General features: G+C 69.0%; 21 protein-coding genes. 13 read left to right on the plus strand and 8 right to left on the minus strand.

All coding sequences use genetic code 11. The annotated features are described in order from the left end of the window. Positions 1-192: 192 nt before the first annotated feature. The 8 genes from leuS (at position 193) to F468_RS0105325 (ending at position 7,892) form a co-directional block, all read left to right on the plus strand. Complete coding sequence (gene leuS / locus F468_RS0105290) at positions 193-2,784, plus strand: leucine--tRNA ligase (RefSeq protein WP_018994716.1); 2,592 nt, start codon at positions 193-195, stop codon at positions 2,782-2,784. Next, a complete protein-coding gene (gene lptE, locus F468_RS0105295; protein ID WP_018994717.1) occupies positions 2,781-3,347 on the plus strand; it encodes an LPS assembly lipoprotein LptE in 567 nt (188 codons plus the stop codon). The genes leuS and lptE overlap by 4 nt, the downstream gene beginning before the upstream one ends. Continuing rightward, positions 3,347-4,384, plus strand: coding sequence for a DNA polymerase III subunit delta (holA, locus tag F468_RS0105300; RefSeq protein ID WP_018138178.1), 1,038 nt, complete (start codon positions 3,347-3,349; stop codon positions 4,382-4,384). Before lptE ends, holA begins: the two co-directional genes overlap by 1 nt. 4 nt (positions 4,385-4,388) lie before the next feature. Then, a complete protein-coding gene (locus F468_RS0105305) occupies positions 4,389-5,693 on the plus strand; it encodes a glutamate-5-semialdehyde dehydrogenase (protein ID WP_018994718.1) in 1,305 nt (434 codons plus the stop codon). Between the two features lie 69 nt (positions 5,694-5,762). After that, complete coding sequence (gene nadD / locus F468_RS0105310) at positions 5,763-6,413, plus strand: nicotinate-nucleotide adenylyltransferase (protein WP_018174538.1); 651 nt, start codon at positions 5,763-5,765, stop codon at positions 6,411-6,413. Between the two features lie 7 nt (positions 6,414-6,420). Beyond that, entirely contained in the window at positions 6,421-6,813 is a 393-nt protein-coding gene (rsfS, locus tag F468_RS0105315; protein ID WP_018138175.1) for a ribosome silencing factor, read from the plus strand. Between the two features lie 15 nt (positions 6,814-6,828). Beyond that, complete coding sequence (gene rlmH / locus F468_RS0105320; protein ID WP_018174539.1) at positions 6,829-7,299, plus strand: 23S rRNA (pseudouridine(1915)-N(3))-methyltransferase RlmH; 471 nt, start codon at positions 6,829-6,831, stop codon at positions 7,297-7,299. Then, positions 7,299-7,892, plus strand: coding sequence for a nucleoside triphosphate pyrophosphatase (locus tag F468_RS0105325; RefSeq protein WP_018994719.1), 594 nt, complete (start codon positions 7,299-7,301; stop codon positions 7,890-7,892). Before rlmH ends, F468_RS0105325 begins: the two co-directional genes overlap by 1 nt. Positions 7,893-7,902: 10 nt before the next feature. Here F468_RS0105325 and F468_RS0105330 read toward each other — a convergent pair whose 3' ends face one another. The 5 genes from F468_RS0105330 to glgA form a co-directional block, all read right to left on the minus strand. Beyond that, the gene (locus F468_RS0105330; protein WP_018994720.1) at positions 7,903-9,327 is read right to left on the minus strand and encodes a sigma-54 dependent transcriptional regulator; all 1,425 of its coding nucleotides are present in this window, start codon (positions 9,325-9,327) and stop codon (positions 7,903-7,905) included. Then, a complete protein-coding gene (locus tag F468_RS0105335; RefSeq protein WP_018174542.1) occupies positions 9,324-10,973 on the minus strand; it encodes a PAS domain-containing sensor histidine kinase in 1,650 nt (549 codons plus the stop codon). The genes F468_RS0105330 and F468_RS0105335 overlap by 4 nt, the downstream gene beginning before the upstream one ends. Positions 10,974-10,994: 21 nt before the next feature. Further along, positions 10,995-11,276, minus strand: a complete 282-nt coding sequence (locus F468_RS0105340) for a PP0621 family protein (RefSeq protein ID WP_018994721.1) — start codon at positions 11,274-11,276, stop codon at positions 10,995-10,997. A 65-nt stretch (positions 11,277-11,341) separates the two neighbouring features. Beyond that, complete coding sequence (ppc, locus tag F468_RS0105345; RefSeq protein WP_018174543.1) at positions 11,342-14,182, minus strand: phosphoenolpyruvate carboxylase; 2,841 nt, start codon at positions 14,180-14,182, stop codon at positions 11,342-11,344. An 87-nt stretch (positions 14,183-14,269) separates the two neighbouring features. Then, a complete protein-coding gene (glgA, locus tag F468_RS0105350) occupies positions 14,270-15,745 on the minus strand; it encodes a glycogen synthase GlgA (RefSeq protein ID WP_018994722.1) in 1,476 nt (491 codons plus the stop codon). Positions 15,746-15,898: 153 nt separating this feature from the next. On the opposite strand from glgA, the gene pgi reads away from it, so the two are divergent. Next, on the plus strand, positions 15,899-17,557 hold the full coding sequence (gene pgi / locus F468_RS0105355; protein WP_018994723.1) for a glucose-6-phosphate isomerase: 1,659 nt from the start codon (positions 15,899-15,901) through the stop codon (positions 17,555-17,557). Positions 17,558-17,578: 21 nt separating this feature from the next. Here pgi and F468_RS0105360 read toward each other — a convergent pair whose 3' ends face one another. Continuing rightward, positions 17,579-18,445, minus strand: coding sequence for a bifunctional nuclease domain-containing protein (locus F468_RS0105360; protein ID WP_018994724.1), 867 nt, complete (start codon positions 18,443-18,445; stop codon positions 17,579-17,581). A gap of 90 nt (positions 18,446-18,535) precedes the next feature. Between F468_RS0105360 and F468_RS0105365 the strand changes: the two genes are divergently transcribed. After that, entirely contained in the window at positions 18,536-19,135 is a 600-nt protein-coding gene (locus F468_RS0105365) for a DUF938 domain-containing protein (RefSeq protein WP_018649091.1), read from the plus strand. A 30-nt stretch (positions 19,136-19,165) separates the two neighbouring features. Here F468_RS0105365 and F468_RS0105370 read toward each other — a convergent pair whose 3' ends face one another. Then, on the minus strand, positions 19,166-19,585 hold the full coding sequence (locus tag F468_RS0105370; protein WP_018864759.1) for a DNA polymerase III subunit chi: 420 nt from the start codon (positions 19,583-19,585) through the stop codon (positions 19,166-19,168). Between the two features lie 16 nt (positions 19,586-19,601). After that, positions 19,602-21,080 (minus strand): leucyl aminopeptidase, encoded by a 1,479-nt coding sequence (locus tag F468_RS0105375; RefSeq protein ID WP_018994725.1) that lies wholly within the window; start codon positions 21,078-21,080, stop codon positions 19,602-19,604. A gap of 89 nt (positions 21,081-21,169) precedes the next feature. On the opposite strand from F468_RS0105375, the gene lptF reads away from it, so the two are divergent. Genes lptF through F468_RS0105390 form a run of 3 tightly spaced genes read left to right on the plus strand, consistent with a single transcriptional unit; the run spans position 21,170 to position 24,008 of the window. Continuing rightward, positions 21,170-22,285, plus strand: coding sequence for an LPS export ABC transporter permease LptF (gene lptF / locus F468_RS0105380; protein WP_018174550.1), 1,116 nt, complete (start codon positions 21,170-21,172; stop codon positions 22,283-22,285). Beyond that, complete coding sequence (lptG, locus tag F468_RS0105385; RefSeq protein WP_018994726.1) at positions 22,282-23,355, plus strand: LPS export ABC transporter permease LptG; 1,074 nt, start codon at positions 22,282-22,284, stop codon at positions 23,353-23,355. The genes lptF and lptG overlap by 4 nt, the downstream gene beginning before the upstream one ends. After that, positions 23,352-24,008 (plus strand): GDSL-type esterase/lipase family protein, encoded by a 657-nt coding sequence (locus F468_RS0105390; RefSeq protein WP_018994727.1) that lies wholly within the window; start codon positions 23,352-23,354, stop codon positions 24,006-24,008. Before lptG ends, F468_RS0105390 begins: the two co-directional genes overlap by 4 nt. The last annotated feature ends 3 nt before the right edge of the window (positions 24,009-24,011 follow it).

Here is a 24,011-nt window from a genome sequence, read left to right on the forward strand (position 1 = left end):
GGGACTTTTTCGTGGGCTCACTGATTCCGTCTGTCGTGATGCGCAGTGGTTCCGGTCATTTTTTGAAGCCCGTCTCGAAAACCGGCGGGTTGCCCGGGTGCCCCGGTCAGCGTCGTTTGCTTGGAGGGGGTACGGGCGGCTGGTATTCTGCGCAGTTCTTTGTTTCCCGCGATAAAGGCACAGGTGAGGCGCATGCAGGAGCAGTATTCCCCGGAGGTGATCGAGGCGCAGGTACAGCGCCAGTGGGAGGAGGCCGACTGCTTCCGCGCGCGCGAGGACGCCCCCGGCGAGCCGTTCTACTGCCTGTCCATGTTCCCCTACCCGTCGGGCAAGCTGCACATGGGGCATGTGCGCAACTACACCATCGGGGACGTGATCGCGCGCTTCCAGCGCATGCAGGGCAGGAGCGTGCTGCAGCCGATGGGCTGGGATGCCTTCGGCCTGCCGGCGGAGAACGCGGCGATGCAGAACCACGTCCCGCCGGCCGCCTGGACCCGCCAGAACATCGAGCAGATGCGCACCCAGCTCAAGCGCCTGGGCTTCGCCTATGACTGGTCGCGCGAGTTCGCGACCTGCGATGCCGACTACTACCGCTGGGAACAGTGGCTGTTTGTGCGCCTGCTGAAGAAGGGCCTGGTCTACCGCAAGAAGGCGACCGTGAACTGGGACCCGGTGGACCAGACCGTGCTCGCCAACGAGCAGGTGATCGAGGGCCGCGGCTGGCGCTCCGGCGCGCTGGTCGAGCGCCGCGAGATGCCGCAGTGGTTCCTGCGCATCACCGACTACGCCGACGAGCTGCTGGAGGCCCTGGACGGGCTGGACGGCTGGCCGGACCAGGTGCGCACCATGCAGCGCAACTGGATCGGGCGTTCCGAGGGCGTGGAGCTGGAATTCGCAGTGGATGGCGGCGAGCCGCTTACTGTCTACACCACGCGCCCGGACACCTTGTTCGGCGTCTCCTACATGGCGCTGGCCCCCGAGCACCCGCGGGTGCAGGCGCTGGCGGAGAACGATGCCGAACTGGCCGCGTTCGTCGCCGACTGCGCGCAGGGCGGGGTGGCCGAGGCCGATCTGGCGACCATGGAGAAGAAGGGCCGGTCGCTGGGCTTTACCGCCCGCCACCCGCTGACCGGAGCGGAGGTCCCGGTCTGGGTCGCCAACTTCGTGCTGATGGAATACGGCACCGGCGCAGTGATGGCGGTGCCGGCACACGACGAACGCGACCACGAGTTCGCCACGCAATACGGTCTGCCGATCCGGCAGGTGATTGCCCCCGCCGACGGTGCCGAGTGCGACGTACAGACCGCGGCCTTCACCGGCCCCGGCGTGCTGGTGAACTCGGGCGACTTCGACGGGCAGGCCTCCGAGGCGGCCAAGGCCGCGATCGCCGAACACCTGGAACAGGCCGGGCTGGGCCGGCGCCGGCGCAACTATCGCCTGCGCGACTGGGGCATCTCGCGCCAGCGCTACTGGGGCTGCCCGATCCCGGTGATCCACTGCGACGACTGCGGGGCGGTGCCGGTGCCGGAAGCCGACCTGCCGGTGCGCCTGCCGGAGGACGTGATCCCGGACGGCGCCGGCTCGCCGCTGGCGCGCATGCCCGAGTTCTTCGAGGCAACCTGCCCGGAATGCGGCAAGGCGGCGCGGCGCGAGACCGACACCTTCGACACCTTCTTCGAATCCAGCTGGTACTTCGCCCGCTACGCCTGCGCGGACAATGGCAGCGCGATGCTGGACCCGCGCGCCGACCACTGGCTGCCGGTGGATCAGTACGTCGGCGGCATCGAGCACGCGGTGCTGCATCTGCTGTATGCGCGCTTCTTCCACAAGCTGCTGCGTGACGAGGGCCTGGTGGCATCCGACGAGCCATTCACCCGGCTGCTGACCCAGGGGATGGTGATCGCGCCGACCTTCTACCGCGAACGCGGTGACGGCGGGAAGGACTGGATCAATCCGGCCGATGTCGAGCTGGAACGCGCGGAGGACGGCGCCGTGAAGGCCGCGCGCCACCGCGAGGACGGCCAGCCGGTGGTCGTGGGCGGCATGGAGAAGATGTCCAAGTCGAAGAACAACGGCGTGGACCCGCAGGCGCTGATCGAGCGCTTCGGTGCCGACACCGCGCGGCTGTTCACCATGTTCGCCGCGCCGCCGGACCTGTCGCTGGAGTGGTCCGACTCCGGCGTCGAGGGCGCGCAGCGCTTCATCAAGCGCCTGTGGCGGGCGGTGCACGAGCACGTGAACGGCGATGCGCCGGGTGCGCTGGATGTGGACGCGCTGGACGACGCCGGGCGCGAGTTGCGGCGCAAGCTGCACGACACCATCGCCAAGGTGACTGACGACATCGGGCGGCGCCAGACCTTCAACACGGCGGTGGCCGCGAACATGGAGCTGCTGAACGATCTCGGAAAATTCCCGAAGGATGCGGCCCGGGCCGCGGCCGTGCGCCAGGAGGCCCTGGAGGGCATCGTGCGCATGCTGGCGCCGATCATCCCGCATGTGACCGAGATGCTGTGGCGCGCGCTGGGCCATGACGAGCTGGTCGCGACCACCGCCTGGCCGACGGTCGACGAGGCCGCGCGCCAGGCCGCGCAGGAGACCCTGGCGGTGCAGGTGAACGGCAAGCGCCGCGCCGAGATCGCGGTCCCCGCCGGTGCCGACAAGGACGCGATCGAGGCCACCGCGCGCGGTGACGAGAACGTGCAGCGGCACATCGAGGGACAGAACGTGGTGAAGGTGATCGTGGTGCCCGGGCGCCTGGTGAACTTCGTGGTGAAGCCGCAATGAGCGCGCTGCTGCGCGCAGGGCTGGTGGTGTGGCTGGCGGTCTCCGTGGCCGCCTGCGGCTTCCAGCTGCGCGGCAGCATGGACTGGCCGGAGGCCCTGGCCCCGGTGCAGATCACCGGTGTGAACCCACGTGATTCCCTGTACCGCGAGCTGGCGGTGGCCTTCGGCTCGGCCGGGGTCGAGGTGGTCGATCAGCGCCCCGAGGGGCAGGGCGCCACCCTGGATGTGCGCTCCGTGCGCGACCGTCGGCGCACGCTGTCGGTGACCGACGCGGCACGGGTCGCGGAGTACGAACTGATCCGGTCGGTGGAGGTGCGCCTGCGCCCGGTGGACGGCGAGGCTGTGGATCTGGGCACGTTGCACGCAAGCCGGATCTATCTGTTCGACGGCTCGGCGGTGCTCAGCCGTTCCGAGCGCGAGGAGACCCTGCGCGAGGCAATGAACCGGGATATCGTCAGCCAGCTGCAGCGTCGTATTCAGGCGGTGATCGGAGCCGACGGGCAGTTGCGCACGGATGTCGAGTTCGAGGATGACCAGCCGATGACTGGAGAACCTACCGACTGATGGCCCAGGATCTCGCCCGCTTGGAACAGGATCTGGCGCGCGGCGTGGCGCCGATCTACCTGCTGCTGGCCGAGGAGCCATTGCAGGCGATCGAGGCGGCCGATGCGATCCGTGCGGCGGCCCGCGACCAGGGCTATCTGGAACGGACCGTGCTGGACATGACCGCGCAGTCCGACTGGGCGCCGTTCGAGTCCGCGATCCGCGACCGGTCCCTGTTCGCCGAGCGCAGCGTGCTGGACCTGCGCCTGGCCACTGGCAAGCCGGGCAAGGTAGGTGGCGATCACCTGAAGGCCTATGCGGCCGATCCCCAGGACGATCTCGTGCTGCTGTTGCAGCTCCCGCGGCCGGATCGGGACATGCGCCGGGCAGCCTGGTTCAAGGCGCTGGAGAACCGTGCGGTGGTGCTGCACGCGCGTCCGATCCCGCCATCCCAGCTGGGTCCGTGGGTTCGCGCCCGCCTGCAGCGCCATGGCCTGACGATCACGGATCCGGCGCTGGCGCTGCTGGTCTCGCGCATCGAGGGCAATCTGCTGGCCGCGCGCCAGGAGATCGAGAAGCTGGCGCTGGCGGGCGTGACCGACATCGACGAGGCCGTGCTGGCCGAAGCCACCACCGACGCCGCGCGCTTCGAGCTGTTTGCCCTGGCCCCGACCGCACTGCGCGGCGATGCCCGACATGCCCTGCGCATGCTGGAGGGGCTGCTGGACGAGGGACAGCCGGAGCCCCTGATCCTCTGGGCGCTGGCGCGCGAATGCCGGCTGCTGGTGCAGGCGATGGAGCGCAAGGCGGCCGGGGCGCCGGATCGCGAGGCCTTTCAGGGCAGCTTCGGAGACGGCCAGAAGGCCCTGCGCCAGGCGATGTCGCGGCTGAGCCTGCCGGCGGCGCGCGGGCTGCTGGGCGAGGCCGCGCGCGTGGATCGGGTCATCAAGGGTCAGGAAAACGGCAACGCCCGGCAGGGGTTGCTAGACTTGGTGGCCCGTATGGCGGGACGCCGGTTGTCCCGGCCATTGCCCGCACTGAACACCGAACGAGTCTGATTGCATGAACGCTGCCGTACACCCGACCGAACCCGCTGCCGCCGACGTGATCGCCCAGGTCGAAGCCCTGGGGCGTGCTGCCCGCGTGGCCTCGCGGCGCATGGCCGAGGCCGAGCCGGGCGCGAAGAACGCGGCGCTTCACGCGATCGCCGAGGGTATCGCCGCGCGGCGTGCCGAGCTGGTGGAGGCCAACAGCCGCGATCTGGAGGCCGGGCGCGCGCGCGGCCTGGACGCCGCGATGCTGGACCGCCTGGCGCTGACCGACGCGCGCATCGACACCATGATCGAGGGCTGTCGCCAGGTGGCCGGGCTGCCCGATCCGGTGGGCACCATCACCGACATGGCCTATCAGCCGAGCGGCATCCAGGTGGGCCAGATGCGCGTGCCACTGGGCGTGATCGGCATCATCTACGAATCGCGCCCGAACGTGACCATCGACGCCGCCGCCCTGTGCCTGAAGTCCGGCAACGCCGCGATCCTGCGCGGCGGCTCCGAGGCCCTGCACTCGAATCAGGCCCTGGCCGCGATCATCCAGGCCGGGCTGGAGCAGGCCGGGCTGCCGCGCGAGGCGGTGCAGGTGGTGCCGACCACCGACCGCGCGGCGGTGGGCGCGCTACTGCGCATGCCGCAGTACGTGGACGTAATCGTCCCGCGCGGCGGCAAGGGCCTGATCGAGCGTGTCAGCAACGAGTCGCAGATCCCGGTGATCAAGCACCTGGACGGCGTCTGCCACGTGTACGTGGATGGCGGGGCCGATCTCGACAAGGCGCTGGCCGTGGCGGTGAACGCCAAAACCCAGCGCTACGGCACCTGCAACACCATGGAGACGCTGCTGGTGCACGCGGACCAGGCCGAGGTCTTCCTGCCGCGCCTGGCGGCGGCCCTGGGGGAACACCAGGTGAGCCTGCGTGGCTGTGCGCGCACCCGCGCCATCCTCGCCGGCAGCGGGACGGACATCGCCGAGGCCACCGAGGACGACTGGGTGGCCGAATACCTGGGCCCGATCCTCGCGATCCGCGTGGTCGACGACCTGGACGTGGCGATCGACCACATCAATACGTACGGTTCGCACCACACCGACAGCATCGTGACCGAGGACTACACCCGGGCCCGGCGTTTCCTGCGCGCGGTGGACTCCAGCTCGGTGATGGTGAATGCCTCCACCCGCTTCGCCGACGGCTTCGAGTACGGCCTGGGTGCGGAGATCGGCATCTCCACCGACAAGCTGCACGCGCGCGGTCCGGTGGGCCTGCACGGCCTGACTACCCTCAAGTACGTGGTATTCGGCGACGGTCATGTGCGTAGCTAGGAGCCTGCCGGATTTGGGGCTGATCTGCTGCGCGCGATTGAACCAGCGTCTCCCTGGGGCGATTCCCGCGTGATCGGGGTTCTCGGCGGCACCTTCGACCCGATCCATTTCGGCCACCTGCGCCCGGCCCTGGAGATTCAGCAGCACCTGGGGCTGGAACGGGTGCATTTCATCCCCTGTCACGTGCCGCCGCATCGTACGAGTCCGGGTACCGGCAGCGATGACCGCCTGGCAATGGTGGAGCGGGCGATCCGTGATGTGCCGGGCTTCGTGGCCGACCGCCGCGAACTGGACCGCGAAGGGCCCTCCTACACGGTCGATACCCTGCTCAGCTTCCGCGAGGAGCTGGGGCCGGATGCCCCGCTGGTGCTGATCATGGGCATGGACGCCTTCGCCGGCCTGCCGTCGTGGAACCGCTGGGAACAGCTGTTCGAGCTGGCCCATATCGTGGTTTCGCACCGCCCGGGCAGTCCCGCCTCGCAGGAGCTGGGCGGGTGGCTGGGCAACGCGGCCACCCATGATCCGGCCGCTTTGCGCTCCAGCCCGGCGGGCCGGGTGTACTTCCAGCCGGTGACCCAGCTCGATATCTCCGCCACGGCCATCCGCGACGAACTGCTTGCCGGGCGCAGCCCGCGCTTTCTGCTCCCCGGGGCCGTCAACCGCTACATTCAGGACCACGGCCTGTACCGGGCCGGGGCCCAACGACATCACGGAACCTGATCGACAAATGAACAGCGAACAACTGCTTGAACTCGTGACTACCGCGCTGGAAGACATCAAGGCGCAGAACATCCGCACCATCGATGTGCGCGGCAAGACCACACTGGCCGACTTCATGGTGATCGCCTCCGGGACCTCCGGGCGGCATGTGCAGTCGGCCGCCGAATCGGTCGCGCTCGAGGCGAAGAAGGCCGGTATCCAGCCGCTGGGGGTCGAGGGCCAGGAGAGCCAGGAGTGGGTGCTGGTGGACCTGAACGACGTGATCGTCCACGTGATGCTCCCGGAGACCCGCGACTTCTACAATCTGGAAAAGCTCTGGCTGGCCGAGGAGGCCGCGGATACCGAAAAGGCCGCCCCGGAAGACCCCAGCCTGGAGCGCGTCCGCCGCCTGCGCGGCTGACCGCCGCGCGCCGCCATGCGCCTGGACCTGATCGCGATCGGCAAGCGCATGCCCGACTGGGTGGCGGCCGGGTTCGACGAGTACGCCGGTCGCCTGCCGCGTGAGCTGAACCTGAACCTGCAGGCCCTGGCCGGCCCCTCCGGGGCCAAGTCCATGGATACGGCCACGCTGCTGCGGCGCGAGGGCGAGATCCTGCTGAAGGCCATCCCCGAGGGCGCCCGCGTGATCCTGCTGGACGAGCGCGGCAAGGGCGTGGACACCAAGGGCGTCGCGCGGCGCCTGGCCGACTGGCAGCAGGACGGACGCGATGTCGCGCTGGTGATCGGCGGGGCCGCGGGGCTGGATGAGGCCGTGCGCGCCCGTGCGGAATGGGCCTGGTCGCTGTCGCCGCTGACCTTCCCGCACATGCTGGTGCGGGTGCTGGTCGCCGAGCAGCTCTACCGCGCCTGGTCGCTGCTGAACAACCACCCCTACCACCGCGCGTGATGCCCGTGGCGCATCCGCTGCTGCTGGCCTCTGCCTCCCCGCGCCGGCGCGAACTGCTGGAGCAGGTCCAGCTCGTCTTCGAGGTGGCCCCGATGGACGTGGACGAGACCCCGCTACCGGGCGAGTCCCCGGAGGCGCTGGTCGAGCGCCTCGCCATCGCCAAGGCGGAGGCGGCCCTCGAGCGCGGCATCCCGGGGCAGTGGGTGCTGGCCGCGGATACCGTGGTCGCGCTGGGCGACGAGGCCCTGGGAAAGCCCGTGGATTTCGCCGATGCCGAGTCCATGCTGCAACGCCTCTCCGGCGGTGAGCACCGGGTGGTCTCCGGCATGGCCCTTTGCCGGCCCGGTGAATCCATGCGGGCATGCACCGTGACGACCCGCGTGCGCATGCGGCCGCTGACGCCATCCGACATCGAGCGTTACTGGGCGACGGGCGAGCCGCTCGGCAAGGCCGGGGCCTACGCGATCCAGGGGCGCGGTGCCGCCTTTGTCGAGTGGATTGCCGGGTCCTACACCAACGTGGTGGGGCTTCCTCTGTTCGAACTGGAGCAGTGGCTGGCGGCGATCCCAGACCCGCCGCCGCGCCGCGCCTGATCTGTCCCTTTTACTCGATCCCGAGCTTCTTGAGCCGGTAGCGCAGCTGGCGAAAGCTGAGCCCGAGCAGGCGCGCCGCCGCCGTGCGGTTGCCGCCGGTCTGCTGCAGCGCCGTGGCGATGGCCTGGCGTTCCTGCTCGGCCAGGCGCTGGTCCAGGGCGACGTCGTCCGCCGTTGCCGTCGGTATCTCGCGCCGGGGCGGGGGGGGTACAAAGCCCGGGGCCTCGGCCGATGGCAAGGGTTCGCCATGTGCGGAACGGGGTAGGTCAATGCTGTCGGCGTGAATCGTGGGGCCCTCGCTGAGGGTGGCCGCGCGTTCGAGGATGTTCTCCAGTTCGCGCACGTTCCCCGGGAAGGGATGCCGGGCCAGGGCCTCGAGCGCGTCCGGCGCCAGTTCCAGTGGCTCGGTACCCCACTGCTCGCTGATCCGGGCCAGCACGCACTGGGCGAGCAGAGGGATGTCCTCGCGTCGTTCCCGCAGGGCGGGGACCTTCAGTTCGATCACGTTCAGGCGGTAGTAGAGATCCTGACGGAAGCGCCCCTCGGCCACCGCGCGCTCCAGGTCGTGGTGGGTGGCCGACAGCAGGCGCACGTCCACCGGGATCTCGCGCGTGCCCCCCACGGGCTTGATCGCGCGCTCCTGGATTGCACGCAGCAGCTTGACCTGCATGGGCAGCGGCAGGTCGGCGACCTCGTCGAGAAACAGCGTGCCGCCGCTGGCGGCCTGGAACAGCCCGGTGTGATCCTGCGTGGCCCCGGTGAAGGCCCCCTTGCGGTGGCCGAAGAACTCGCTCTCCATCAACTCGCCGGGGATCGCCCCGCAATTGACCGGCACGAACGGGCGATCGCTGCGCGGCCCCAGACGATGGATCTCGCGTGCCACCAGCTCCTTGCCGGAGCCGGACTCGCCACGGATGAACACCGGCGCCTGGCTGCGCGCCAGTTTCTGGATCGTCGTGCGCAGGGTCTGCATCGGTGGTGCCTGTCCGAGCAAGGGGCCGTCGGTGCGGGTGGTATCGGCGTCCAGGACCGTGCCGGCATTCAGTGTCCCGGGCAGGTCAGGAGCGGGTTCCATTCGCAGTGCGGTGTCGATCAGCTCGCGCAGCTGCTGCAGGTCCACCGGCTTGCTGACAAAGTCGAATGCGCCCAGCTTCAGGGCCTGGACGGCGGTGTCCACGCTCCCGTGGGCGGTGATCACGGCCACAGGCAGGTCCGGGCGCTGGCCCTGGATGTGGCGCACCAGATCCAGCCCGTCGCCATCCGGCAGGCGCATGTCGGTCAGGCAGAGGTCGAAATCCTGCTGGGCGAGCAGTTCGCGCGCCCCGTTCAGGCGTTCGGTTGTGGTGGCCTCGATCCCCATGCGGGAGAGGGTGATCTCGAGGAGTTCGCAGATGTCCGGTTCGTCGTCCACGACCAGGACGTGGCGAATGCTCATGCGCGTTCCCTCGCGGTCTCCGTTGACGATGCTTCCGTGCTGCTTTTGCCCGCGACTGTTTCGGTCGGGGCGAACAGGATGCGGAAGCATCCGCCGGTGGGTGTGCTGACGTACTCCAAGGTTGCTCCGTTGTTCTCGCACAACATGCGCGAGATGTACAGGCCCAGCCCGGAGCCCCCGCCGCTGCTCGAGACGAACGGTTCGAACAGGTCGGAGCGCTGGTCCGGCGCAATGCCGGGTCCTGCGTCGAGGACATCGAGACTGACAACGCGTGCCACCTGGCCGGCGCCGCCACGCAGCACAATCGGCGGTGAGCCCGGCTGGTCGTGGCCCCCGTGTATGCGGGCGTTGGTGCAAAGGTTCCAGAGGACCTGATTCAGCTGCGAGGGGTCGAACAGCACTTCGGAGTCATACGGTTCGATCCTGGCGTGCAGCGCGACGCGCGGGATCTGCAGGGCGCCACAGAACTCGTCGACGAAACGGTCGAGAAATTCCTGCAGGTTCAGTCGCTCGCGTTGTCCGGTATCGCGTCGCGACAGGCTCAGCACGTTGGAGATCAGCTCGTTCACGCGCTTGCTCTGCTTGTTGATGATGGTCAGCAGGCGCTGGTCGGGTCGGGTCAGCTGTGGAGACTCGGCGAGCAGCTGGGCACTGTGGCTGATCGCGCCCAGCGGGTTGCGGATCTCGTGGGCTATACTCGCGGTCAGGCGGCCGAGCGCCTGCAGCTTGCTGGCCTGTGCCTGGCGCTGGATCTCCGCGAGATCCTCGAGGATCAGCAGCGTCCCGCGATCGCCCAGAGGGGTCAGGCGGACCTGCAGGGCGGGCTGGTCACGATCCCCCGGCAGCTGCTGCGTGTCCGTGCGCATCCCTGTGCTTTGCCATTGTTCGACCCGCTGCGCCAGCGCCGGCGAGATCTCGGCCAGCTGGCGGCCGGGGCGGGGCGGGAGCAGCCGGCGCGCGGCCTCGTTGATCGAACGGATCTCGCCATCCGGGTCGACCGCGATGACGCCGGCGCTCATGCGCGCGATGATCTGGGCGTTGAGCTCGGCGAGGTTGGCCAGGTCTTCTTCCTGACGCTCGACCTGGGCGCGGGTCGCCCCTGCGCGGCGCGCGACATGCCGGGCGAGTAGCCCGGCGGCGAAGAGCGTGGCGCCGAGCAGTCCGGCCTGGGTCAGGCCCGAGCCGTCCTGGTCCAGCAGGAAGATCGCCGCCGCCTCGGCCGTGAGCAGACCCAGGGTAGCGACGGCGGCCAGCGACAGGCTCAGCCGTCCGCCGGAGAGCAGGGTGGCGGCCACCACCGCGGGGATCAGCAACAGGCCGATGCCGGTGCCCACGCCGCCTGCGACCAGGACCAGCGCGACCAGGCTGATGGTGTCGCCAATCCCGCCCAGTAGCGCGAGAGCGGCCAGACTGGTCGTGTTGGGGTCGCGGGCCGGGCGCCAGGTCATCGCCGCGACGAACAGCGCAAAAACCAGATAGCCGCCGGCGAGCGCCGGATACATCTCCGGTGCCGCGGCGTGCAGCCCCGCGGGACCCTCCGGTACCAGCCCCAGGATCAGCAGGACGCTGGCGACAAAGACGCGGTAGAGCGCGAACAGCCAGGCCGAGCGGCGCGTGTCGGCATCAAGCGCGATGGGTCCCCCCATGGATGCCGACCTCCCGCTGGATCAGTCGGCGCCCGAGTCGGAACCGGGCCCGGCATTCTGCCGGTTGCGGTCGATCTCGGCGTGTTGCGGGGAGCAGTAGAGGCGATCGCCATCGCGGTAGGCCTCGGCCTCCGGGACGTGTACGCCACAGTAGGCGCAGCGGATCACCGCGCCGCCTTCCTTCAGGCGTTCGGGGCGGGCGTCACGCGAGACGGACTCCTTGCGCGCGCTGGTGGAGCGCACCAGGGTGCGGACCGCCAGAAAGACAGCGACGATGGCAACGATGAGCAGCAGCAGGCGCATGCCGCGATTCTAACGCAAGGAGGTGCCCACCGCCCCCCGGGTCCGGAAGCCTGGGGGGCGTACGGCTAGCCGGTGTTGCGCATCCCTGCGGCGATCGCGTTGATCGAGCGCAGCAGCGGCGAAAGCCAGGGGTTGTCCGCGTCGTCGTCGGCTTCGGCGTCGAACTGGCGCGACTCGCGCAGCAGGTGGATCTGGATGCTGTTGAGCGGGTCCAGATACGGGTTGCGCCGCTGCAGCGAGCGCGCCAACAGCGGTGTCTCGTCCATCAGTCGGTCCAGCCGGGCCACGCGCAGGACCTCGTTGACCGTGCGTGTGTGCTCCTCGCGCACGCGCGAGTACAGCCGTTCGGCCAGCTCCGGGTCGCTGCAAAGACGTGCGTACTCGGCCGCGGTGCGCATGTCCGCCTTGGTCAGGGCCATCTGGCAGTTCGACAGCAGAGAACGGAAGAATGGCCACTCCTGGTACATCCGCTGCAGCTGTTCCAGGCGTGCCGGGTCCTCGCCTCGCCACTGTTCCAGGGCCGATCCGATCCCGTACCAGGCGGGCAGGGTATGGCGCGACTGTGCCCAGCCGAACACCCAGGGGATCGCCCGGATCGAGCTCTTGGAACGATCCGTCTTGCGCCGGTGCGAGGGGCGCGAACCGATGTTCAGGAAACCGATCTCCTGCACCGGGGTAATCTCGTAGAAGTAGTCGAGAATCCCCGGCGTGCGGTCGATCAGGTCGCGGTAGGCATCCTCGCCAGCACGGGCCAGCTCGCCCATCGTGTCGCGGTATTCGTCACGGTCCTGGCGTGCCGTGCGGATCAGGCTGCGCGAGGCGAGCATCAGACCGGTCGCCCCCATGCCCAGTTCGTAGACCGCCGTCTCTGCGTTGGAATACTTGTACGACAGCACCTCGCCCTGCTCGGTGAACTTGATCCGCCCCTGCACGGTGGCCGGGGGCTGGGCGAGGATAGATTCATGGGTCGGGCCGCCGCCGCGGCCCACGGTACCACCGCGCCCGTGGAACAGCTGGCAGCGCACGCCAAAGCGGTCGGTGATCCCGACGATCTTCTTCTGCGCCTCGTAGAGGTTCCAGCTGGAGGCGAGGATGCCGCCATCCTTGCAGGAGTCGGAGTAGCCGAGCATTACGTCCTGGACGTTGCCGGAGGCGGACAACAGGCGGGCATAGACCGGGTTGGACAGCAGGCCTTCCAGCACGTCCTCGACATGCAGCAAGTCCTCGATGGTCTCGAACAACGGCGAGATGCGCAGGTGGCAGAACGGCTCGCCGTTCTCGTCCTCGCCGGCCAGCCCCGTCAGGCGGCCCAGCAGCAGGACCTCCAGCACGTGCGAGGCGGCGTGGGTCATCGAGATCACGTAGGTGCCGATGCCATCCGGACCGATCTCGCGGCGCATCGACTGGATGACCTCGAATACGCGCAGGGTCTCCAGTGCGCCCTCGTCGAGGGCCTCGCGATTCAGATCGGCCAGCGATGGTGCCGCGATCAGGTCGCTCAGGACCTTCTGGCGGCCGGACTCGTCCAGCGTGTTGTAGTCGACCTCCGGTGCCAGTTGCTGCAGCAGCTGGGCGATGGCCTCGCTGTGGACCGTGGACTCCTGGCGCACGTCCAGGTGATGCAGGTGGAAGCCGCAGGTCTCGACCAGACGGATCAGGTCGGTCAGCGCGCCGGAGGCGATGTTGCGGTCGCCATGGCTGATCAGCGAGTCGCGGATCAGGTTCAGGTCCTGCAGAAAGGCATTGGCGTCGGCGTAGGCGCTGTTGGTCGGCAGCACGGCCGCCTCGCCCTGGATGCGCCGGCAGACCGTCTCCAGCGTCTCGCGCAGGCGGTAGCGCATGATGTACAGCTTGCGCCGGTACGGTTCGCTCTCGAAACGGTCGGAGGCGCCGTGGAACACGGCGTTGGCGATGTTGCTGTCGGCGTCCAGGCTGTCGAGGAATTCCTGCGACGGCTGGCACATATAGGCTGAATGGGTGAGGACATTGCGCAGGTGATTGACCCGCTTGATGTACTCGCGCAGGACCTGCTCCATCGCCAGGCGGCAGGCCAGTTCGGTGACTTCCGGGGTGACGTTCGGGTTGCCGTCACGGTCACCGCCGATCCAGGAGCCGAAGTGCAGAAAGGCCGGGATGCGCACGGGCAGGCTGCCGTCGGGGTGTACCCCGTAGATGCGCCGGATCGCCTTCTCCAGGAAGCGGTAGGACAGCGGTATTGCCTCGAACAGGCTCTCCTCGAAATAGAACAGCCCGTACTTGATCTCGTCCTGGACCTGCGGCTTTTTCACCCGCACCTCGTTGGTGCGCCACAGCAGCTGGATCTGGGTCTCCAGCTCCTCGATGATCAGGCGGCGTTCTTCCTCGCCCAGCTCGGGCTGGTTGAGCCGGTCGGCTGTCTCGAACACGCGGCGCTGGTTCTCCATCGTGGTCCGGCGACGGGCCTCGGTGGGGTGCGCGGTGAATACCGGCTGGTAGTGCAGTTCCGCGAGCAGGCGTTCCAGTTCGGCGGCGGTCACACCCTCGTTGTGCAATTCGCGCAGCGTCTGGTCGAACGAGCCGGTCCACAGCGGCTCGCCGCTGGAGACCTGCGCGCGGCGCCAGCGGTAGAACAGGTCTTCCTCGGCGATGTTGACCAGGCTGAAGTAGATGCTGAACGCGCGGATCACGCGTTCGGTCAGGGTCGCGTCGAAGTGGGTGATGTCCGCCATCAGACGCTGGCGCAGCTGGGGATCTTCGTCCTTGCGCAGGCTCACGAAACCGCGGCGGAGCTTTTCCACTGCGTCGAATACGGTCTGGCCTTCCAGCTTGCGGATTACGTTACCCAGCAGTTCGCCGAACAGGCGCACGCGGGCGCGCAGTTCCTTGTCCTTGGGCAGGAATCGGTCGTCTAGGTCGGTTTGAGTCATAAGCCCTTCTGCACGCACAAGGCCGGCCCATGGGCCGGCCTTGTGGGGAACGTTGCTAGCGCGAAAAGAGGGTGATTATAGCGCAGATCAGCCGGTCGTAGCCTGTCGCCTGCGGGGAACCAGTTGGCGATAAAGCGAGAGGTAGTGCTCGGCGCTCGCGGTCCAGTCGAATTCCTGGTTCATGCCGGTGCGCAGGAGCTGTTCCCAGCGCCCGTCGGCGCGCTGCTGGTGGAGCTCGAGCGCGCGTTCCAGGGCCTGCGTCAGGGCACTGACCGTGTCGGGCGTGAAGCTGAAGCCAGTGGCCGTGCCGTCGGCCAGGTGTTCGGGGCTCGCGTCCACAACGGTGTCCGCCAGCCCACCCGTGGCATGCACCACCGGCGGGGTGCCGTAGCGCAGGCTGTACATCTGGTTCAGGCCGCAGGGCTCGAAGCGCGAGGGCATCAGGAACAGGTCGGACCCGGCCTCGATCTGGTGCGCCAGCGGCTCGTCGTAGCCGATATGCACCCCGACGCGGCCGGTGTAGGTCCGGGCCAGGGCGCCGGTCGCATGTTCCAGGTCCTTCTGTCCGGAGCCGACCAGGGCGAGCTGCACACGTCCGGCCTCCAGCAACGGGGTGCAGGCCGCATGGATCAGGTCCACGCCCTTTTGCTCGACCATGCGCCCGACATGGCCAAGCAGCGGTACGTCCGGGTCCTCGTCCAGCCCCATGCGTTTTTGCAGCGCGGCCTTGCTATGGGCCTTGCCGGCCAGGTCCTCCGCCGAGTAAGGCTGAGCGATGTGGCGATCACGGGACGGATCCCAGGCGCGGTAGTCGACCCCGTTCAGGATGCCGTAGAGGTCGGCGGCGCGGGCGCGCAGCACGCCGTCCAGGCCCATGCCTGATTCCGGCTCCTGGATCTCGCGGGCGTAGGTGGGCGAGACGGTGGTGATGGCGTCGGAGAAGACCAGTCCGGCCTTCATGAACGACAACTGGTCGTGGAACTCCAGGGCGTCCGGGGTCCACAGATCGGACGGCAGCCCAAGATCGTCCATCGCCTGCGCCGGGAACAGGCCCTGATAGGCGAGGTTGTGGATCGTGAAGATCGTGCGCGGGCGCGGGGCGCCACTGCGCTCGGGGTCCAGGAACACGGGCACCAGGCCGGTCTGCCAGTCGTTCAGGTGCACCAGTTCCGGTGCCCAGTCGAGCCCGGCCTCGTCGCGGGCGATGGCGGTGATCGCCCGGGCGAATCCGGCGAAACGCTGGGCGTTGTCCGGCCAGTCCGTGCCATTGCTGGCGCTGTAGGGGTTGCCGGCCCGCTGGAAATACTCCGGCCAGTCGACCAGGTAGACCGGCAGTTTGGTACCGGGCAGATGGCCTTCAATCAGCTGCCAGGGCGCATCCGGGGGGCCGGGCAAGGGTTGCGCGTGGGCCAGCTGGCTGCAGGCCTCCGGATAGCCGGGTACGACCAGCCGTACGTCCTGCCGCCGCCGGCGCAGGGCAACGGGCAGACTGGCGCTGACGTCGGCGAGGCCCCCGGTCTTGGTGAGGCCGTACGCCTCGCTGCTGGCGAAAAGGATGCGCATAACAATTTCCTGGGGAAACACGGGTGGAACCGGGAGCCCCGGTTGCGTTTCCAAGAGTGTAACGCAGGCGCCCGGAGCGATATGGGGCGCCGGGGCATTGAACGGCTGGGCGGCGCGCGGCAATCTGGAGTCACCATCGCAAGGGGCACACGGATGATCTCAGGGAACGAAGGGGCACGGAGTGATGATCTGGCTGCACATGCAGAGCGGCTGAACGAGTGCCCCCTGCGAAACCTGCTGGAAGAGGACTCGGGCCGGGTGCAGCGGGATGTGCAGGAGATCGTGGGGCTGCGCCTGGACTGGACGCGCCAGCGGCTGGACGGTCCGGCGTGGCAGGCCCTGGCGGCGCACGCGAACCGCTGCGGTGTGTCCGGGGCCTTGGAGCGCCTGTTCTCGGGCGAGCGCGTGAACATCACCGAGGGGCGGGCGGCTCTGCATTCAGCGCTGCGCCTGCCGCCCGGGGCGTGCTGCGAGGTCGAAGGCGAGGACCTGGCGCGTGTGGTGCATGCGGAACTCGAGCGCATGGAGGCCTTCGTGCGGCGGGTCCACACGGGTGAGCATATGGGCCATACCGGGCGTCCGATCCGGCGCGTGGTCAATATCGGCATTGGCGGCTCCGACCTGGGCCCGCGCATGGTTTGTCGTGCACTGGCCGCACACGCGCGGCCGACCGCCGAGGGCGATCCGCTAACCGTGCGCTTTGTCTCCAATGTGGATGGCGCCGCGCTGTCCGCCGAGCTGCGCGAGGCCGACCCCGAGACGACTCTGTTCATCGTCGCCTCCAAGACCTTCGGCACGCAGGAGACCCTGACCAACGCCCGCGCCGCGCGTGACTGGCTGCTTGGCCACTTTCCCGAGGAGGCGGTCGCGCGCCACTTCGTCGCGGTGTCCACCGCGCGCGAGCGGGTGGTGGCGTTCGGGATCGACCCGGCCAACATGTTCGGCTTCTGGGACTGGGTGGGCGGGCGCTATTCGGTGTGGTCGGTGATCGGTCTGCCGGTGGCGCTGCTTCTGGGCATGGATGGCTTCCGCGCCTTCCTCGGCGGGGCGCACATGATGGACGAGCACGTGCGCGCCACGCCCCTCGCCGACAACGCCGCCGTACGCATGGCCCTGGTCGACTACTGGAACCAGAACCTGCTGGGGGCCTGCGCTCGCGCGGTCCTGCCCTATGACGAGCGCCTGGCCCTGCTGCCCGCCTATCTGCAGCAGGCAGAGATGGAGAGTCTCGGCAAGCGGGTGCGTCTGGATGGCCGCCCGGTGGAGGAGGATACCGGAAGCATCGTCTGGGGGGCGGTCGGCACCGATGGCCAGCACGCGTTCTTTCAGCTGCTCCATCAGGGTACGCGGGTGATCCCGGCGGAATTTATCGGCGTGGCCCGGCCGGAACACGACCTGCCGGCCCAGCACCCGCTGCTGCTGGCGAACCTGGTAGCGCAGGCGCAGGCTCTGGCGCTCGGCAAGGACGAGGACACGGTGCGCGCGGAGATGGCCGCGGCCGGGACCGCCCCCAAGCAGATCGATGCCCTGGCCCCGCACCGGACTTTCCCGGGCAACCGGCCCAGCACCGTGATCCTGCTCGAGCAACTCGACCCGGCCACGCTCGGGGCGCTGATCGCGCTGTACGAGCACAAGATCTATGTGCTCGCGACGCTCTGGGGTATCAATGCCTTCGACCAGTGGGGCGTGGAGCTTGGCAAGCAGCTGGCGGGCGAGGCCCTCCAGGCCCTGCGCGGCGAGGGCGGGCAGCCGGACGCGGCCACGGCCGCGACGCTGGACTGGCTGCGCCCGCGGCTGCCGACTGCCGACTGACTTCTTTCCTGGCCAGTTCCGCTACACGGCCAGCGCGTCGTCCGACTCTTCGATCTGCGGGACGTCGGTGGGCAGAGTGATGGTGCGTTCCTCGCCGTCCAGCCAGAAGCGGATCTCCGCCTCTTCGCCATCCGGGGTCTCGGAGACCGCATCCAGGAATTCGATCGGGGTCTCGGGAGTTTGCCCGTTTACCTCCAGGATAAGCGCGCCCTGCGCCAGGCCGGCGGCTGCGGCAGCGCCCTGGGCGCGGCTGACCAGCACGCCGGGTTCATCCGGCAGTTCCAGTGCCTCGCGCAGGTCGTCGCGCACCGCGATCACGGTGATGCCGAGTGCGGTCACCACCTCGTCGTCGCCGGGCGGGCTGTATTCGAACGGCACGTCGGCCTCGAGGACGTCGGGCGAGACCGCAATCGTGGCACCGGTGCGCACGGCCAGGGCCAGGCCGTCACTGGGGCGGGTGTCGATGTAGCGCGGTTCTTCCTCGCCCTCCACGCGCAGTTCCAGCCAGCCGAGGTAGGTGCCGTCGACCAGGCCGTCGACGATCACGCGCTCCAGGGTCGCATTCAGTTCGTCCAGCAGGTTGATCATCAGGTCGTGCGTCTGCGGACGCGACAGCTGGACCTCGTGCATCGCCAGCAGGATGGCCTGCGCCTGGTCGGGGCCGATCACGATCGGTACCACCTCGCCGGAGTCGGGGTCGCGCAGCAGGGCGATCGGGGCGCCGGTCTGAGCGTCCATGCCGACGGTGGCCAGCTCCACCGGCAGCACGCGTTCCAGCGCTTCCGGATCGACTTCGCGGGCGAGGGAGTCACTGGCGGCGAGCGTGAGGGTGAACACCAGGGAGACGATCAGGACTCGGGGCCAGGCAAACCAGCGGGGATGCGACATGGGGCGGGCCTGTGTTCGGGGTGTCCCTCGATCATGGCAGTCCGCCCCGGGCGCGTCCAGAATGACCCGAAATCCGATGCAGGAGAGATGATGCCCCGACACAAGCCGTACGCCCCGGCCGCGGAGGAGAACCGCGACCCCATCCTGTCCGTATTGCGCGACCGCTTTGCCGCCCCGGGACGCGTACTGGAGGTTGGGGCGGGAACGGGGCAGCACGCGGCGTATTTCGCCGGCGCCCTGCCACACCTCGACTGGCTCCCAAGCGATGTCGCGGAGAATCTTCCGGGGGTGGAGGCCTGGCGGGCGGACGCGGCGCTGCCGAACCTGCGGGCGCCGGTGGCGCTGGACGTGCTGGCCGACCCCTGGCCCGAGGGGCCGTTCGACTACGTCTACAGCGCGAATACCGTGCACATCATGCACTGGCCGGCGGTCGAGGCCTTTTTTGCCGGCGTGGGGCGGGTGCTGGCACCGGCCGGGGTGTTCGCGCTCTACGGCCCGTTCGCCCACGACGGCGCACATATGGCGGCCTCCAACGCGCGTTTCGATGCGATGCTGCGTCAGCAGGATGCCGGCATGGGCGTGCGTGACCGGGCCGACCTGGACGCGCTGGCCGCGCAGCACGGTCTCGGCCGGGCCGAGGTGGTGGAGATGCCGGTCAACAACCAGGTGCTGATCTGGCACAAGGCTTGAAGAGTCCGTGTTTCCCTGGCGCGGTGCGCGTCAGATGTTGTGGTGCTTCAGCGGGTAGCCGCGTTCCTTGAAGTAGCGGTAGCGGGCGCGGCCCGCCTCGCGCTCCGACTCCTCGCCGCCGACGATATCCGCGACGCGCTCGAAGCGCCCGCAGTACTCCGGCACCTCCGGCGCCAGGTTGATCAGCACGTCGCAGCGATCCGACGGGGCATGGGCTTCGTGCAGGGAGACCGGGACGTCCGCATCGCGCACATCGGTGCTGTGCGGCAGGAACGCGGTGTCCTCGAAGGTCCACAGCCACTCGTCCAGCGTGCGCGTCAGCTCCGGCGAGCCGGTGTGGATGTGCACGCGATGGCCCTGGCCGCTGGCCTTTTTCGCCAGGCGGCAGGTGAAGCGCAGGCGCGCCTCCGGGGCCGGGTCCTGCAGCAGGTAGAAGCTGACGTGGGTCATCCGCGCCCGACCCGGATCAGGCCTGGTCGAGCAGGTAGCGCATCAGCATCGGGACTGGGCGGCCGGTCGCGCCCTTCTCCTTGCCGCTCTTCCAGGCCACGCCGGCGATATCGACATGCGCCCAGGTGTAGTCCTCGGTATAGCGCGACAGGAAGCAGGCGGCGGTGATGGTGCCGGCCGGGCGCCCGCCGATGTTGGCCATGTCGGCGAAATTGCTCTTCAGCTGTTCCTGGTACTCCGGCCACAGCGGGAGCTGCCAGCCGCGATCACCGGTCTCCTCGCCGGCGGCCAGCAGGCTCTTCGCCAGGCGCTCGTTGTTGCCCAGGATCGCCGCGCCCTGATGGCCCAGGGCGATGATGCAGGCCCCGGTCAGCGTGGCGATGTCGATCACCGCCTTCGGCTTGTAGCGCTCCACCCAGGTCAGGGCATCGGCCAGCACCAGGCGGCCCTCGGCGTCGGTATTCAGGATCTCGACGGTCTGTCCGGACAGGGTGGTGACGATGTCGCCCGGGCGCGTCGCGCGGCCGTCGGGCATGTTCTCGGCACTGGTGACCACGCCGACCACGTTGACCGGCAGCCCCAGCTCGCAGCAGGCCTCGATCACCCCGAACACGCTGGCGGCGCCGCACATGTCGTACTTCATCTCGTCCATCTCGGCACCGGGCTTGAGCGAGATGCCGCCGGTGTCGAAGGTGATGCCCTTGCCGACCAGCACCACCGGGGCGTCGCCCTTCTTGCCGCCGGAGTACTCCATCGCGATCAGGCGCGGCGGGCGCTCGGAACCCTTGCCTACCGCCAGGATGGCCCCGGCGCCGAGCTTCTCCAGGTCCTTCTCGTCCAGCACCGTGGCCTTCAGCTGCTTGTACTGCTTCGCCATCTCGCGGGCGGTGTCGGCCAGGCTCTCCGGGTAGCAGACATTCGGCGGGGTGTTGCCCAGGTCCTTCGCGCGGTTCACGCCGGTGGCGATCGCCGCGGCCTCGGTGCAGGCCTGCTTCGCGGCCTCGGCGTCCTTGCGCTCCACGCACAGCTGGATCTTGTCCAGCTTCACCGGGGTGGTCTTCTCCTTGCCCTTGAACGGGGTGAAGCGGTAGGCGGCATCCGAGATCGCCGCGACCAGGGTGTGCACCACCCAGGCGATGTCCTTGCCGCGCGGCTGGAAGTCCGCGACCGCGATCGCCGCGCTGGTGGCCGGGCGCTCGACCAGCGCGGCGGCCAGGGCCTGCGCCGCCTTGCGCGCGGCGCGGGCGTCGAAGTCCTTCTTCGCCCCCAGGCCGATCAGGAGTGCGCTACCCTTGGTTCCACCGCCGGGCAGCAGCAGCCGGCTGCCGGCCTCGCCATCCATCTCGCCGGCCTTCAGCAGGGCGGCGATCTCGCCGTCGCGCGCGGCATCCAAAGCGCTGGCGCCCGCGGCCGGCTTGCGCTTCTGGGCGATCCCGGCGGCGCGGATGCCGACGCGGGGTTTGTCGAGGGTCGAGGTGGTGACGGAGAATTGCATCAAATGCCTCCCGAAAATGAGTCCGAGCATGTTACCAGCGCCGAGCGGCGCCCGACCACGCGTCGCGTCCGGCGCGGGGTGACGGGCGCATGATCCTGCGTCGCGCCGAGCGCTTCATCGCCCGCGAGCTGTGGCTGACCCAGGCCGCGGTGAGCGTGGTGTTGCTGCTGGTCATTATCGGCGGCGTACTGGCGCGGGTGCTGCGCGACGTCGCCGAGGGCAGCCTGCCGGTCGATTTCCTCCCCGGCATGGTCGCGTTCGGGGCGTTCAAGGGCATTGTGTTCCTCTGGCCGGTCGCCCTGTTTCTGGCGTTCATGCTGGTGTTCGGGCGCATGCAGCGCGACAGCGAGATGACCGCGCTGCAGGCCAGCGGGATGTCGTTCGCGGCCCTGTACCGCGCGCTGTTCTGGGTGGCGGCCCCGGCCGCGATCCTGCTGCTGGTGCTGATGACCATGGTCGTACCCCGTACCGAGGCGCAGATCGACCAGTTGCGTGACCTGGCCGAGCAGCGCTCCGACCTGGTGGGGATTGCCCCGGGGCGTTTCCTGCGTTCGCGGGTGGGCGATCAGGTCTTCTTCGCCGAGCGCATGAGCGAGGATCGCGAGGCCTTGCTGGAAGTCTTCATCTATCGCGAGGTGGATGGAGAGTCGCAGATCACCGTGGCCGAGCGCGCGGTGCCCGATCCCGAGGCCGAGGGCAGCGGCTTCCTGCTGCTGGAGAACGGCTATCGCTACGTCGGCGAGCCCGGCACTGCGAGCTTCCGCATGCTGGAGTTTGAGCGCCTGCGCACCCAGATTACCGAGCCCGACCCAACCACGCGCCGCGCTAGCCTGGATGCGCTGCCGACCTCCGCGCTGTGGGCGCAGCGCGACGATCCCGAGGCGCGCGCCGAGCTGGAATGGCGTCTGGCAATGCCGCTGTCGATCCTGGTGCTGGCATTGCTTGCGCTGCCGCTGGCGCAGGTGCCGCCCCGCACCGGGCGCTATGCGCGCATCCCGGCCGCGATCGGTGTGTACGTGCTGTACGCAAACTTCCTCATCCTCGGGCAGGGACAGCTGGCCGACGGCCGCACACCACTGGCCCTGGGGCTGTGGTGGACCCATGGTCTGATGCTGGTGTTGTGGGTGGTGCTGGCCTGGCACAAGGGCCTGTTGCGGCTGCGATCGGCCACTCCTCGCTTGCGTGATGCCGGAGGGGCGCCATGACCACGGTGTTGGGGCGCTATGTGATCCGCCAGGTGCTGATCGGCACGACGTTGGCCGTAGTGTTGCTGGTCGCGCTGGACGCGGTGTTCGCGATGATCGACGAGCTGCGCGATACCGGCACCGGCACCTACGGGGTCACCGAGGCGATGCTCTACGTGGCGCTGACCCTGCCGCGGCGGATGTACGAAATGCTGCCCTCGGCGGCCCTGCTGGGCGGGCTCCTGTGGTTGGGCAACCTCGCCGCGAACAGCGAGCTGACGGCGATGCGGGCCGCCGGCATGACCCTGGGCCGGTTCATCGTCTGGGTGCTGCAGGCGGGGCTGGTCGTGGTAATGGTGATGCTGATTATCGGCGAGTTCTTTGCCCCGGCCTCGGAGACGCGTGCCCAGGCGTTGAAGGCCTCGGCCTTCGACGAGGAGATCAGCGTGGGGTCGATGGGGCTTTGGGCACGCGACGGTCAGCGGATGATCCACGCCGAGTCGGTGCTGGCCGGGAATCAGCTGATCGGGGTGCGCATCATCGAGTTCACCGGGGATCGCGAGCCCAGCCGCATCACCCGCGCGGCGCGGGCCCGGTTTGTCGATGGAGATTGGCGGCTGGAGGACGTGGAGCGTTCGCAGCTGTCGCATGACCGCGTGGTCGCCGAACACCGTGAGCAGGAGACAATCGACCGGCTGATCGCCCCCGAGTATTTCGACGTGCTGGTGGTCGAGCCCAGCCAGATGGCCGCGCTCGATCTCTCTCGCTACATCGACTATCTGCAGCAGAATCAGTTGGATGCGGCTCCCTACGAGGTCGCGTTCTGGCAGCGCTTCACCCTGCCGGCCAGTACCTTCGTGATGCTGCTGCTGGCGATCCCGTTCCTGTTCGGCTCGCAGCGCGAGGGCGGCGCCGGCCAGCGCCTGTTTATCGGGATCGCGATCGGGGTCTCGTTCGTGATCGTGATGCGCGCGATCACCCACCTGGGGCTGGTGTACAACCTGCCGCCGCTGCTGGCGGCCAGCCTGCCGGTGTTGCTGTTCCTGGCCATCGCGCTGTTCGCGCTGCGACGCATGGCGGTGCGGGCATGATCGCTCCCTTGCGGCGGATATTTCTCGCGGGCGGTTTGGTGGGGCTGCTGGCCCTGCTCGCCGGCTGTGGTGGTAGCGGACCCGGTGACCTGGAGCCGCTGCCGCGCGCGGCCACGGTGCTGGCGTTCGGGGACAGCGTGACCCACGGGACGGGCGCCTCGCGCGGGGAAGATTTCCCGGCGCGTCTGGCCGAGATCACTGGCTGGCAGGTGGTGAACGACGGCGTGCCCGGCGACCGGGCGGACAGCGCGCGTGGCCGGCTGGGCCCCAGCCTGCGCGAGCACGAGCCCGATCTGGTGATCATCGGTCTCGGCGGCAATGACTTCCTGCGCCAGCGCGCCGCGCCGGCGGTCAAGGAGGACCTGCGGGCCCTGATCCACGAGGTGCGCGAGCATGGCGCCCAGCCCTTGCTGCTTGGCGTGCCCTCGGCCTCGGCCTTCGCGGCCGCCACGGGGCGCCTGCGTGACGACGGCATCTATGGCGAGTTGGCGCGCGAGGAGGAGGTCCCGCTAATCGACGGGGTGCTGTCAGGGGTGCTCTCGAACGGCGACCTGCGCGCGGATCGCATCCACCCCAACGCGGCCGGCTATCAGCAAATGGCGGAGCAAATCGCCGACGGGCTGGAGGAATCAGGCCTGTGGCTTGCCCCGTGATGT

Origin of the sequence: Thioalkalivibrio sp. ALJ2 (assembly GCF_000378325.1) — a bacterium.
Lineage (GTDB): Bacteria > Pseudomonadota > Gammaproteobacteria > Ectothiorhodospirales > Ectothiorhodospiraceae > Thioalkalivibrio.